Annotated in this window: 13 protein-coding genes and 1 pseudogene; 5 read left to right on the top strand and 9 right to left on the bottom strand. The window is 60.2% G+C overall.

The window, feature by feature from the left end:
• The first annotated feature begins 39 nt into the window (after positions 1-39).
• The 4 genes from AMK00_RS12890 (at position 40) to AMK00_RS12875 (ending at position 3850) form a co-directional block, all read left to right on the top strand.
• A complete protein-coding gene (locus AMK00_RS12890; RefSeq protein ID WP_064810601.1) occupies positions 40-564 on the top strand; it encodes a DUF6428 family protein in 525 nt (174 codons plus the stop codon).
• Between the two features lie 671 nt (positions 565-1235).
• Positions 1236-1514 carry a hypothetical protein gene (locus AMK00_RS31965; protein ID WP_123876202.1) on the top strand — a complete coding sequence of 93 codons (279 nt, stop codon included), beginning with the start codon at positions 1236-1238 and terminating at the stop codon, positions 1512-1514.
• A complete protein-coding gene (locus AMK00_RS12880; RefSeq protein WP_064803260.1) occupies positions 1502-2332 on the top strand; it encodes a response regulator in 831 nt (276 codons plus the stop codon). The genes AMK00_RS31965 and AMK00_RS12880 overlap by 13 nt, the downstream gene beginning before the upstream one ends.
• Positions 2333-2518: 186 nt before the next feature.
• Positions 2519-3850 (top strand): GGDEF domain-containing response regulator, encoded by a 1332-nt coding sequence (locus AMK00_RS12875; protein WP_064803258.1) that lies wholly within the window; start codon positions 2519-2521, stop codon positions 3848-3850.
• Between the two features lie 253 nt (positions 3851-4103).
• Here AMK00_RS12875 and AMK00_RS12870 read toward each other — a convergent pair whose 3' ends face one another.
• The 4 genes from AMK00_RS12870 to AMK00_RS32560 form a co-directional block, all read right to left on the bottom strand.
• A complete protein-coding gene (locus AMK00_RS12870) occupies positions 4104-5123 on the bottom strand; it encodes a GlxA family transcriptional regulator (RefSeq protein ID WP_041678677.1) in 1020 nt (339 codons plus the stop codon).
• A gap of 282 nt (positions 5124-5405) precedes the next feature.
• Positions 5406-5606 (bottom strand): hypothetical protein, encoded by a 201-nt coding sequence (locus AMK00_RS12860; RefSeq protein ID WP_064810598.1) that lies wholly within the window; start codon positions 5604-5606, stop codon positions 5406-5408.
• A gap of 160 nt (positions 5607-5766) precedes the next feature.
• The gene (locus AMK00_RS12855) at positions 5767-6093 is read right to left on the bottom strand and encodes a hypothetical protein (RefSeq protein WP_190233556.1); all 327 of its coding nucleotides are present in this window, start codon (positions 6091-6093) and stop codon (positions 5767-5769) included.
• Positions 6086-6298, bottom strand: coding sequence for a hypothetical protein (locus tag AMK00_RS32560; RefSeq protein ID WP_167377195.1), 213 nt, complete (start codon positions 6296-6298; stop codon positions 6086-6088). The genes AMK00_RS12855 and AMK00_RS32560 overlap by 8 nt, the downstream gene beginning before the upstream one ends.
• On the opposite strand from AMK00_RS32560, the pseudogene AMK00_RS33700 reads away from it, so the two are divergent.
• A pseudogene (locus AMK00_RS33700) lies at positions 6282-6918 on the top strand (nucleotidyltransferase family protein). The gene AMK00_RS32560 and the pseudogene AMK00_RS33700 overlap by 17 nt on opposite strands.
• Positions 6919-6924: 6 nt before the next feature.
• Here the strand turns inward: AMK00_RS33700 and AMK00_RS30760 are convergent.
• The 5 genes from AMK00_RS30760 to AMK00_RS12830 form a co-directional block, all read right to left on the bottom strand.
• A protein-coding gene (locus AMK00_RS30760) for an IS630 family transposase (RefSeq protein ID WP_085994805.1) occupies positions 6925-7873 on the bottom strand; the annotation gives its coding sequence in 2 pieces (ribosomal slippage) (positions 6925-7536 and positions 7538-7873; 948 coding nt in all).
• A 90-nt stretch (positions 7874-7963) separates the two neighbouring features.
• A complete protein-coding gene (locus tag AMK00_RS12840) occupies positions 7964-8611 on the bottom strand; it encodes a MarC family protein (protein ID WP_064810597.1) in 648 nt (215 codons plus the stop codon).
• A 99-nt stretch (positions 8612-8710) separates the two neighbouring features.
• The gene (locus tag AMK00_RS33005) at positions 8711-9121 is read right to left on the bottom strand and encodes a hypothetical protein (RefSeq protein WP_082240301.1); all 411 of its coding nucleotides are present in this window, start codon (positions 9119-9121) and stop codon (positions 8711-8713) included.
• Positions 9122-9160: 39 nt separating this feature from the next.
• Positions 9161-11317 (bottom strand): mechanosensitive ion channel family protein, encoded by a 2157-nt coding sequence (locus AMK00_RS12835; RefSeq protein WP_064810596.1) that lies wholly within the window; start codon positions 11315-11317, stop codon positions 9161-9163.
• Between the two features lie 227 nt (positions 11318-11544).
• Entirely contained in the window at positions 11545-13368 is a 1824-nt protein-coding gene (locus AMK00_RS12830) for a hypothetical protein (protein WP_064810595.1), read from the bottom strand.
• Between the last annotated feature and the right edge of the window lie 81 nt (positions 13369-13449).

The following is a 13449-nucleotide window of genomic DNA, read 5'->3' as shown; positions in this document are numbered from 1 at the left end:
TCAATAATCATTGAATCGTTGAAACGAGGATTAGCGCAGATGAATGCGATCGACAACAATAAAATTCAGGCGGAGGAGATCAGCCTCGGCCTGCTGTTTGATGCGCTCTCCGGCGACAAGGACGCGCCGCTGGTTTTCCACTATGACGGCCGGCCGGTGAAGCCGGGCTATCATATCACCGAGGTCAAGGCGGGCCAATTCTCGGCGCTTGATTGCGGGGCCAATCCGGAAGCATGGACGGCGATATTCATCCAGCTCTGGGACATCGAGGAGGGCGAGCGCACGCATATGGCGGCCGGAAAATTCCATGCGATCATCCGCAAGGTGACGGAGCATGTGCAGCTCGACGGTTCGGCCAAACTTACCTTCGAAGTGAGCGACGGCGTGCGGCCGATGCAGCTTTATTGTGCCGCGGCGCCGGTTCTGCGCGCCGGCGCAGTGCATGTCGAGCTGTCGCCACGGCCGGCAAGCTGTAAGCCGCGCGATCGCTGGCTGGCGGAAGAAAGCAAGAAAGCGGCAGCTTGCTGCGGACCGGCGGCGGCAAGGAGCGGTTGCTGCGCGTAGAATGCATGAGGCTACGTGAGTGCGATGTGAAGATCATTGACTGACCGCCGGTCGTGTAGATGGAACATCGCCGAGCTAATGTCGGCGCCGTCCGCTTCACCGTCTGATGCGTGCGGAATTGCTGCACAAGATCGAGGCGCATTTCCGGCGCTCGCTGAGTTTGCCGTCAGTGTCTGATTAATGCCTGCGTATCCCACCATCTGAGCACCCGCATCGCCCGCAGCGTGACGGCAACCAGTTTGGACCACGCTCGTTTAGCGACGCTCGGCGGGCCTAAATCGCCGCCCATCGAATTCAACTAAGACGACGCCACGGAAGGGAAGCCCAGCCACCACCAACTTGGAGGTTAGGCCATTGTCACAAACTGCCAATTTTCGCTGATCATCAAAATCGCAAGACACTTCGGGTTGACCAGGAACTCGGTACCTAAACTTTTCACCCTTGAATGAAATTGTTGCGCCATCATCTGAAAATACCGGCGGCATTCTGGCGCAACCAGAGAGCAGTCCCGCTGCCAAGACTGGCAGCACGCTAAGCAGGCCTCGGGTTCTGACAACAGCATAGGCTATTGATCTGGTTTCCAGCATCGGACGTCTCATGTGGTATTCGTCAACGACGCATAATATGAATGTCTGGAAATTACTCTAGTGCGACAAACGCGGAGAGATCGAATGATCTGGACACCCGCTACCAGGCGTCAACATAGAAGCAGCATGCGCTACGTTCATCCAGGCTGCAATGATCAAGCTCATGACACGAAGGCTGGTCCGCTATCTCGCTTTCTCAATCAGACTCTTAATCATATCTGCAAAGAAATCGCAGGCGCACCATTGCGCCGCGTGTTCATTTCGCAGCGGCAGATGCTGATTAATAATTATTCAAATCAATTGATGTATCGAATTGGCTCGGGGAAAGAATTTACATCAAAGGTTTGCTTATGGCGTTTCTAGGTATTTCGGGGATGCAATATTCCGGGGAAATGTTTGCCGGTGCGCGGATTATTGTCGCGGAAGATTCGAACGTATTCACCTCCATGATCAGCAAACGCCTGAAGGAGCTGTTCGACATCGATGTCGAGATCTGCCGGAGCTTCGAGGATCTGCAGTTTTCCTACGACAAGTCTTCCGATCCGATCACGCTGGCGATCTCGAACATCAACCTGCCCGGCGCCGAAAACGGCGAGGCGCTGGAATATCTGGTCGATCTCTCCATACCGACCATCGTCTTTACCGGCACCTTTCACGAAGGCATGCGCGACAAGCTGATCGCCAAGGACATCGTCGACTATATCCTCAAGGACAATATTTTCGCCGTCGACCTTCTGGCGGAGTCGATCTGCCGGTTCCTGACCAATCATCGCCATCACGTGCTGATCGTCGACGACAGCGCGACGGCGCGCGCGCTGCTGTCGAGCCGGCTGAAGCGCTATAATTTCCGAGTGAGCACCGCCGAAAACGGCGCCAAGGCGCTGGAGACCCTGAAGGTCAATCGCGATATCGGCCTGATGATTACCGATTACAATATGCCCGATATCGACGGATTTGAACTGACGCGGCGCATCCGGGCCCATATCGGCTCGCACGAATTGCGCATCATCGGTGTTTCCTCGTCCTCGAACCGGCTGCTTTCGGCGCGGTTTTTGAAGGCCGGCGGCAACGATTTCATGCTGCGTCCCTTCATCGACGAGGAGTTCTACTGCCGCGTCAACCAGAATCTCGACACGCTGCTGCAGATCCAGTCCATGCGCAAGGAGCGGGCGGTTGCCTGACGGCTCTTCCGGGATCTTGATCGCGAGGAAGCCGGGGGCGATCGGCGCTGCCGGGCGCTGGATTTTTGCAATTACAGGTAATCTGAATATTTGTCCCCTTCACGCGGATGAGCCTCTCGGTTATCGTCCGCCGCGCCGGGGGGAGGGCCGAGTCGAGCCCGTAAGGCGCAGGGGGGGATAGCGGCTGTGGCTTTTCAGGCGGATTTTCAGCGGGATGGGCTCGGGCTGCGTTCCGGCGGGCTCAAGATACTTCTGGTTGAAGATTCCCGAATGTTTTCCGCCGTGCTTTGCCATCGGTTCCAGACGGAACTTGGCCTTGCCGTCAAATCCTGCTCGTCGCTGAAAGCGCTTCGCAGGGAACTTGCCGAAGATGGTCACGGCTACACCATGGCAGTCGTCGATCTCAACCTGCCGGATTCGCCCTATGGCGAGGCGCTCGACTGCACGATCGAGCACGATATTCCAGCAATCGTCTTCACCGCCACGTTCGATCTCAATACGCGCAACAAGATCATGGAGCGCAATGTCATCGATTACGTGCTGAAGGACAATGAGTTCGCGCTCGACAATCTGGTCGCCACCGTCCGCCGTGCGATCTCCAACCGCAAGACGCGGGTGCTCGTCGTCGATGATGTCGTCTCGGTACGCCAGGTTCTCGTCGATCTCCTGAAGGCACAGCAATATCTGGTCGTCGAGGCAAGCTCGGGGCTCGAGGCGCTGGCGGCGCTCGAAGCCTATAGCGATATCGAACTCGTCGTCACCGATCATCACATGCCCGATATGAGCGGCTACGAGCTGACGCGGCGCATCCGCCATCGCTTCGGTTCGGACCGGTTGCGCGTCATCGGCGTCTCCTCCTCCAACGATCGTATGCTGTCCGCGAGTTTCCTCAAAGCCGGCGCCAGCGATTTCGTCTATCGGCCCTTCGTCGCCGAGGAGCTGCAATGCCGCATCGCCAACAATGCGGAAACACTGGCGCAGATGCGCCAGTTGAGGGCCGCTGCAGCCTGCGACTATCTCACCGGCCTCTATAACCGCCGCTATTTCTACGACAATGGCCCGAAGCTGGTGAACGAGTGCTTGCGGTTGAAAGTGCCGAGCTCGGTCGCCATTCTCGATATTGACCACTTCAAGCGGCTGAACGACACATACGGCCACGAGATCGGCGACAAGGTGTTGAAGGCGGTTGCAAACAGGCTGTTCACGATCTTCGAGGGCAGTGACAACCTGCTCTCCCGCCTCGGCGGCGAGGAGTTCGCTATCCTCTTCCCGCAGATGGATTCGGCCGCCGCCACCAAGCTCTGCGACGAGATCCGCTCGGATATTTCGCGGCTGAAGGTAACGGCCGACGACGAGGAACTCGGCGTCACCATCTCGATCGGGATTGCCGAAATCGGCAGTTACGAAACCTTCGAGAATTATCTCAACGCCGCCGACCAGTTCCTCTATATGGCCAAGCACCGCGGCCGTAACCAGGTCTATTCCGACGCCAGGATGACGGAGGAGGTGGCGCAGTAGGGCTGCTTTCAGCCTCTCGCCACCGCCCTCCGGTTTGCGCCAATGGCCGCCCCTCACACCCGCTTAAACGGGGCGAGGGGACATGCCAAATGCAGCGTTGAGGTTGAGGAAGCCGGTGCGGCATATCCCCTTCGCCCCGCAAGCGGGGGTCCGAAGGACGGGTCGAGACCAGTGGCTCGACCCCGGGCGGTGCCGGCAGGCGGATGCAAGGGGGCGGCACCCCCTTAGTATCATTCGGCGACCTTCCGATGCCTCAAGCCGCAACCGCCTGCCTTGCCGTCGCCATGGTCATCTTGCGCTCGGCGCGTTCCTGCTGCGGCGAGCGATGGTAGAGTTCGCGATAACACTTGGAGAAATGCGAGGCCGAGACGAAGCCGCAGGCGACGGCGACCTCGACGACGGGCATCGAGGACTGAACCAGCAGGTGGCGCGCGCGGTCAAGGCGAATTTCCAGATAGTAGCGGGCCGGCGAACGGCCCATCTCCTGGCGGAACAGCCGTTCGATCTGGCGGCGGGAGAGGCCGGCGCCATCGGCGATCTCGATCAGCGACAGCGGCTCGGCGAGATTGCCTTCCATCAGCTCGATGATCGACAGAACCTTGGCGTTCTGCACGCCGAGGCGAGCGCGCAGCGGCAGACGTTGGCGGTCGTGCGGATTGCGCACGCGGTCAGTCAGGTGCTGTTCGCAGATACGGTTGACGAGGCTTTCGCCGAAATCCTCGCCGATCAGGTTCAGCATCATATCGAGTGAGGCGGTGCCGCCAGCGCAGGTATAGAGGTTGCCGTCAACCTCGTAGAGATCGGCATAGACCTCCGCCTGCGGGAAGGCTTCGGAAAAGCCGGGCAGGTTCTCCCAGTGGATGGCGCAGCGCTTGCCGTTCAGAAGACCGGCCTGCGCAAGCACATGCGCGCCCGTACATAGGCTGCCGACGGCGACGCCGCGATTGTAGCATTCACGCAGCCAGGCATTGACGGATTTGTTGTTGAACTCCTCGATATCGATGCCGGAACAGACGAGCACCATGCCGGGACGGTTTTCGCCGCCGAGATGGCGGCGTTCCTCGGCGAGCGAGGAGTTTGCCTCGATGCCGATGCCGCAGGAGGAATAGACCTTCTCTCCGTCGACCGAGGCAAGCCGCCAGGTATAGGCCTGATAGCCGAGCATGCGGTTGGCGATGCGCAAGGTGTCCACCGCTGCCGAAAAGGGCAGCATGGTGAATTGCGGTACCATAAAGAAGACCAGTGAGCGCTTCTTGATCTGCATCCTGTTCATAGCGAAATCCATGCTCGAGGGGCGATGACATATTCGTTGCGCGGAATGCGTCGCGCCGATGTCCTAAAAGCGACAGTGGCATGGAAAAATGCGGCCGAGAAGAGCAAATATGCGACATTGACCGGAATTTGACCGGTCATATCGCCGGTTGGGGCAGAAAACAGGCTTATAGGCGGCTGAAATTCGGGACTGAAGACGGCTGGGAACGGCACGGCGAGCACGAAAAAGGCGGCGTTGCGCGAGGCAGACGCCGCCCTCATCTCAGGAGGAATGTCGCATTCATTACATGGTCCGGTGTTTGCTGTCGTCGGTGCTCGGCCAGCCGATATCCTTGCGGACGTCAAACGGCATGGCTTCAATTTCACGGGCGGTCCGCCAGCGCGTCCAGGCAAGCACGAGCTTTTGGGCGTAGTGGCCCAGATCGAAGCGGCCTTCGCCGGAGGTGAGGGTCTTGCCACCACCCCGATAGGTGAGCGTGGTCATTATCCAGTTCCTTTCCTGGGTCAGGGGCATGGTCGTCGATGGGAGCTCGTCCATGTCCACGCTGTTAATATGGGCGTCGGAAACCCATCATTCAAACGAATAGAGCTGATGGATAGCATCAACAATATTGAACGATCTCAGCGGGTCCCGATAGTGAGCGCTAGTCAAAAGTGGCGAACTGCTGATCGCCCCTGCTGAATGCGAATGCAGCATGGATGTCGCTCTCTACCACGCGTCCGCGTGACAAGTCTGGAAGCTCGTCAGGCGGAAAGAAACCAACGTCAGTTGTTTCCAGGCCCGCCTGCGGAGCCATCTCGTCCTGGCGCTTGCAAAGAAAAAACAGCTTGTCAAAATCCCTTGCATCCGGATCGTACGGTCGCTTCGCCTTGTGTCGGACGCTGTAAAGGCCGGTAGCGGATACCCGGATACCCATGACGGCATCGTAGACCATTGTGCTTGGTATGGCCGACCCACCCTGATCAACCATTCGCCAACACCTGATTGATCTGCAATATTGCAGCGCGATCCGTATCAGTTAGACGCGGCAGCAGAGTTTTCAGGTGAGCAAGGATAAAAGCGCCCATCGGCCTTTTCGGGCCGACGAGGGATGCAAAGTTCGCTGGCCCTGTCGGTGCTTGCCGATGTCGCTGCCAGCCGCTTGTCGGCATACGGCTGATGGCTACCGGGATCATTCCAGTTTTCCAGGTTGCCGTCGTTATCCTGGCGGCAGGGAGATCAAGTCGAATGGGCAAAGGAGAGGATCACAAACTCCTTGCGACTTTCGACGGCGTCCCTCTGGTTCGAAAGTCGGTCCTCAACGCGTTGGCCTGCCAGTGTTCCCACGGTTACGTCGTCACCGGCTACAGGCATGACGACGTGCTTCAGGCGATCGGTGATCTGCCGGTCGAGGTGGTACGCAACGAGGACTACGCATCGGGCATGGCGGCATCCTTGCGGCTCGGAGCGGCGCGGGCGCAAAAGGATAGGCCCGACGGCATCATGATAATGCTTGCCGACATGCCTGCGATAAGCAATCGACATGCTCATCGAAGCTTTTCGTAAGAGCGGCGGCGCTCATGTGGTGCGCGCCGTTGCGAATGGATCGCCGGGCAACCCGGTGATCCTTCCCCGTCTTTTGCTGGATGCCATTCAGGGTCTCGAAGGTGATGTCGGCGCGCGCCGCTTGATTGACGGTCATGACGTACCCCGCGTCGAGGTGGAAATCGGCGAGGCGGCTCTCATCGACGTCGACACCGTCGAGGAGTTGCATGCCGCGGGAGGGGTTCTCCCGATCTGGACCGTCTGCATCTAGAGCGTTTCAGGTTTTCACGGAAGCATATCCGGCATTGGCGAAGTAGTTGCTGCATTCGCTGGGCTCGATGGTTGTGACGAGGTGTCCGATGTGGCGCCAAGTGTCATCGATCGTTCGCTTCTGAGCCAAGCGCATCCAGTGCTTGATTTTGGCGAAGGCCTGTTCGATCGGATTGAGGTCGGGAGAGTATGGCGGTAGGTACCAGAGTCGCGCACCAGCGTTGCGGATCATCTGACGGATGGCGACCGACTTGTGGGAGCCAAGATTATCCATCACGACGATGTCGCCGGGTTCGAGCACCGACAGGAGTTGCTGTTCGACATAGGCTCGGAAGCATTCGCCATTGATGGGTCCATCGAAGACACAAGGTGCGGCAAGCCGATCGTAGCGCAACGCGCCCAGGAAAGTCAGGGTGCGCCAATGGCCATGCGGGGCGAAGCCGCGCAGGCGTTTGCCCTTCGGCCCCCAGCCCCGAAGCGGCGCCATGTTGGTCTTGATCCAGGTTTCGTCGATGAAGACCAGCCGCCTAGGATCGAGACCGGTCTGCCAGGACCGCCAGCGTTGTCGTCGCCGCGCGATGTCGGCACGTCCCTGTTCAAGGGCGAACAGTGTTTTTTTTGAACCGCAGCCCCTCGCGCCGCAGGAATTGCCATACGGTGTCGTGGGATACCTTCACCCCTCGTGCGGCCAATTCTGCCTTCAATCCGTGCAGTGATAGATGCGGCGTCTGGTTAATTCGCTCGGCGATAAACGCCCGGTACGGCTCAAGAACACGCTTGCGGTGACCGCCCATCTTCCCAGGCGCCACAGATCCGCTCGAGCGGTAGCGCTGAGACCACTTCACCGCTGAAGACACCGCAATACCGAACCGCACCGCCACCGACCGGCAGCTCTCGCCCGCTTCGATGGCATCAACAACACGCTTGCGAAGATCATTTGAAAGAGGTCGAGTCATCCGATGCTGGCCTCCATTCCAGCCAGCATCTTGAATCACAAAACAGCCAAAAACGGAATCCCTTCCAATTCAGCTAAAATCGGAAGCGCTCTAATGCGCTGCCGGCGGGTTGATGATGCCGAGGTTGCCGAGCCCAACGACGATCAGTTGGACGGCGACTGCGGTCAGCAGAATACCGAAGACGACCTCTGAGACGATCATGCTGGCCGGCTTCATGTGCTTGGCGAGCTTTTCGGTGTTGGTGAATACCAGATAGTCGAACGCACCGACGATCAGGATCAGAGCGGTGACGAGCATGGCGCTGGCGATCGAGATGACTTCGCCCGAGGCGATGACGATAATCGTGATGCCGACAGGATTGAGCAGGTAAGGGACCGCGAGCGGAAATACGGCGAGTTTGTCCGGGTCGACGGGGGCTGCAACGTCGTCGTGCGGCTTATCCATTGGTCCCGACGCCATCTTGATCGCGATCAGCGCGAGGATGATGCCGCCGGCGACCGCGACGGCTCCGCCCGTAATGTGGAGAAGCCGCATCAGCAAAGCGCCGGTCGCGAACAGGATCAGGGCCGTGACAACGGCGATCAGAACCATCCGGCGGCCGATGCGTACCTTGATCTCGGTGTCGAAGGTGTGGGTCTTTTCCAGGAACGGCACCAGGGCGATCTTCGGCCCCAAACCGATCAGAAGCAGCAGGAGAAGTTTTCCAACAAGTGCGGCGTCGATGACTGTGAAGTCCATGAACCTTCCCTCTAAAATTTATGACGCGAAAGTAGGGTCTCCCCCATGAGGGAGGGCCAGCAGGGAGCAGAAGACTTGCGGGTCCCTTTTTGAGCTCGTTCAGCGGGGACATACGTCCCAGAACCCTGTGGTTTTTGCGGGTGTGGTGTAGTACCAGCATTGTCCGGATTGAGGTGGCGTACCCGCCAATGAAACGGCGGCAGCGCCCGCAACGAAACCGATGGCAGCGCCTGCGGCGACGGCCGCACCAGGACGCCAGTAGCGGCGAGGGGTGATGACCACGACGCCGCGACGCACGGGCGGTCGAACCGCGGGACGATAGGCCGGGCGGGTGCGTCCGACCGCAGCGCATCCGCGCGGACCGCAGGCGGCCGCACCGCAGCCTCTCGGACCGCATGCCGCCACGCCTCGACGAGCTTCGGCAGTCGCCGGAACGAGGAGGGGCGTGCAAACCATCATCAGCACGGCCAGCGTGGAAAGCATGTGTGTCAGGATGACCAGGATCTTCATTTCGTTTCCTCCTATTGGTTCCGTTTGGTTCGCGCCCGTTCAGGCCGGCCCCGCGGCGATCGCCGCATTGTGCGCCGCGATCGTCTGTTGGGCGGCGGCGCCGACGGCGTCGTCGTTTCCACCGGAGACCTGAACGGTCGGCACGGCGAGCTTGATACCGTTCTCGTGGAACGCCTCATGGATCATTCGGAGTGCCCGCCGCTTTAGCGTGAACTGCTGGCCCGGAAGGGTCATGACCTTCATCCGCAGGAGCAGACCGGAGTCACCGAGGCTGTCGATCCCCTGCATTTTCAGCGCCTCGATGGTGGTAGCTTTGAACTCCGGATCCTCGAACAGTTCGAGGCCGATCTTCTTGATGATCTTGCGGGCCTTCTCGATGTCGGAATCGTAGGTGACGGTGATCGTCATCTTCTCGATCACCCAATCGCGGCTCAGGTTCTGAATCGCTCCGAGCTCGCTGAAAGGGACGATGAAGACTGCGCCGCGGTGGTGCCGAAGCTTGACGGATCGCAAGCTGAACGACTCGACAGTGCCCTTGTAGCTGCCGCTCTGGATGTATTCGCCCACCCTGAAGGCATCATCGAGCAGGTAGAACACCCCGCTGATGACGTCCTTGACCACGGTCTGCGCCCCGAATCCGACTGCGACACCGACCACGCCTGCGCCTGCGATCAACGGACCGATTTCAACGCCGAGCGATGACAAGGCCATCATGATCGCGATTGCGACGAAGAGGATCATCAGGAAATTGCGCAGGATCGGCAGAAGGGTCCTGATGCGCATACGCCGCCGTTCCCGATCGCTTCCGGCTTCAAGGACCGCCTCGGTGGCGCCGAGCTTGCGATCGATCAGGACTCTCACGAGGTTCCACGCCAAATCGACGACCATGAGAATGATCCCGGCGCTGAGGAGGCCACGCACGAGTCGCAGAAGCGGGGAATCCTGCATCGTCATCTCAGTCAACCGAACGTCGAGCGCCTGTGCAAGCAGGATGATGGCTGCGACGATCAGTGCGGCCCTGATCCCGCGTTCGACGATCACCGAGACGACGGTGCTTCGCTTGTGACCGTCCTCCTCGGCTGCGGAAGACCGCAGGATATTGTCGACCGAGGCCTTGGTCAGAGCGATGGCGGCAGGCAGGGCGGCACCGACCACGACAATCCAGAACAGCCGCATGGCGCCGACCACCCACAGCAGCCAGACGGCAAAGAAATAGGCTGTCCAGAGCCAGTTGCGCGCCCGCATGCCGATGCGGCTGGTTTGACTGGACGATGATCGGGACGGACGTCTCCACACGGCTTCAATGCCGATCAAGAGAAGTATGAGGCCAAGGCAATAGGCGGCGAGCTGCCGAGCCGGGAGGGAAAAACCCAACGTGCCGAACAGGCGGATGGTGACCCATCCGAAGGCATACCAGCCGACGAGATAACCCAGCCGTTTCGTCCAGTGGCGCGCAGCATCCCCAGCGAGCGGAACGACTCGAAACCCGCCCTCTTCTTCGGCCCGCGGCAGCAGGAAAACATCAAGAAGTGCGTTCCCCAGACGGAAGATGACGATTGCCAGGAGATATCCGACGACGATCTCCCTTATGACGGGCGGCCATTGGAACAGCAGGAAAAAGCCGATGCTGCCCAAGCCGAAGGAAAGAACGTAACATCCCGCCCACAGAAGCCTCGCCGCCAATGCGACAACTCTCCCCGATACCGTCGCATACGATGCGTGCGACATCCATGTGCGCCAGCCGGCGCTGACCCACCAGAACAGCCGTTGTGCGGCCAGCCCGGCGGCAACGAAGGCGGCGATCAGGAAGATCGGCCGCGTCCCGCCGTTTGCTTCGATGTCCGTTTCGACCATGGCCCAGGCCCGGGTCGCCTCCAGGGGGAAGGAATTCACCGCGCCGAGAAGGCCGGAACCGTGGGCGCGGAACCGCATCGCGAATTCGGAGAAAGAGGGGTCGCGGTTCGGCGCTTCCGGCGTCGGTTCCGGCACATGCCTGGCGGCCTGCGACTGCTGCTGCAGGAAGTGCTGGACGTCAGGATCCGAGAACATTCCGATGAAGCGCTGGACGCTTTCAGGCTGCGGGTCCGCAGGCATCGCGCTCTGCGCCATTGCAATCGAGGCGCAGAGTAGCAGAGAAGCCAGAGCGGCCCCTGCGGAAAACGGCACTATCGTGCGGATCCTAGACAGCACAACCATTGTCCATCCCGATTTGGCGAACCGTTTCCAAGCCGTTGGCGGAAGGGATCAGGCTCGCCGCGTCACCTGCCGCCGCCACTTGCCTGTGCCGGTCAGGAGCTTGTTCCCAAAGCCCGTGCAGGTCGCCCCAATGGGCCGCGGCGGTCACCGCGGCCCTTAGGTCAGACTATGCGAAGATGAGATAGCTTTCCCGTATGATCTGGTAGGTTACAGTCCAGGAGACAGTATCAGCGGGGCTGCAGCTCGGAGATGCCGGCGGCGGTCGATGCCAATTTGTCGGGATCGGGGACCGCCAGCCCTGCCTTGCGAAGTCCGCGGATCAGACGGTCCCGGTCTTCAGGCTGGATGTTGCGCATCGCAAGTTCCGTTGCAATGTTCGGCAGGAAGTCAGGCCGCATCCTGACGAAAACCTCTCCCTCCCGCCGCGCTTCCTCCATCATGCCGGCCTCGGCATAGATGATGGCAGCCACGGCATGGAAGAGCGGGAACTTCTGCATGTTCGCCTGTCTGATTTCCAGCACGGCGGTATGGTTGTCGCGGAGCATGTATGCGGCCAGTGCCCGTGTTCCGTGGTAGAAGCCGCCGCCACCGGGATTGAGTGCGATGGCCTCATCGAGCAGGGCTGCTCCGCGCCGCCATTGGCCACCCATTGCCAACCGCGTTCCGAACTCGCCCATCAATTCGGTGTCGTTGGGGTTCGTGGCGAGGGCCCGTTCTCCCACGCGCAATGACTCGGCGAGCTGTCCGTCGAAGAACAGCGTCGTCATCAGCGCCTGAAGGCCTCGCGTATTGCTCGGATCGATCTGTGTCGCGCGCCTGGCAGCATCGAGCGCATGCTCTACGGCTGCCTCCTTGTTTCGCGTCGGATTGAATCTGTACCTGTCCTCGTCGAGGTAGACGATCGACAGCATCGCCCAGGCGGTCGCATAGTTGGGAAATCGAGCTATCGCGCTCTCAAGGCAATTGCGCACGCGCGAATGCGCCTCGGCGCTGAGCTCTGAACGGTAGGCATAGAAGCGCAGCGTGCACTCATACGCACCGATGTCGTCCGGCGGCGGACTGGCGGCGTCGACCTGTGCCATGACCCCATACGGCTGGGCGATGGCGGTCGCGACCTTTCTGGCGACGTCCGTCTGGATCGCAAACAGGTCTCCCGACGCGAGGTCCTTGTCGTAGTTTTCCGACCAGAGGATCTCGCCGTCCGATGTGTCGAGCAACCTGGCCGTTACGCGAAGACGCTGGCCCGAAGTCCGTACACCGCCGGTCAGCAGATAGCGCGCGCCGAATTCCGCCCGGATTTCCGATGCCCGCACATCCGCTGGAAGAGATCGGGAGGTCTCGCGGCCGAAGACTTTGATCTCCTTGAACCGCGGCAGGACGGTCATCAGTTCCTCCGTCAGACCGGCACTGTAGAGCTGCGCCTCGGGCCCTTCGCCGAGATTGGCAAAGGGGGCCACCACCAAGGCTGGACGATCGGGCGACAGGCTTGCAGCCCTTCGGAGCGAATGTGCTGCAGGCAGTGCTGCCAGCCAATAGAGCGAAACAGCAAGCAGGGCGAAGGCAACAGCGCCAGGCAACACAATCCGCCCTGTCCGCCACCAGTGTTCAGGGCGGGCCGGAGGGGGCAGCGCTTCCACAGTCTTTTCGTTGCGCGTGTCAGCCGAGGCTGGGCAGGACCAGGTGAAGGTCGGGATATAGCCTCCTTTGGGAATGTCGATCCGGATCGGATCATCCTGGCCGGCAACCAGATAATAGCGCTCGAGCGATCGTCGCAAGCGTCCTGCCTCGATCCTGACCACCGGATCGTCCTGGGTGAAGCCGGCATCCCGGCCAAATACTTCGACCGCAATGGAATAGGCTTTGATCCGGTTGCCTCGACCGGCGAGGGTCTCGGAGACGACATAGCGGAGAAAAGCTGCGGCGCGGCCAACGCCAGGAAATTCGGGACTGGATATAACGCGTTCCAGTTGTGTCGTGATATCGTGCGCTTGAGGTCCCGACTCCGAAGGAAAGGACGCCGCGGACCCTTCTGGCGGCATAGACGTCAGCATGTCTGTCCCCAATCCCCCGTTGAGTCACATCACTGCCAGACTGTATGTAACAGTAACATACTCCTCGAACCGGTCGCCGTC

This window comes from Rhizobium sp. N621 (assembly GCF_001664325.1).
Taxonomy (GTDB): domain Bacteria; phylum Pseudomonadota; class Alphaproteobacteria; order Rhizobiales; family Rhizobiaceae; genus Rhizobium; species Rhizobium esperanzae.
This window is presented reverse-complemented; position numbering and strand designations above follow the sequence as displayed.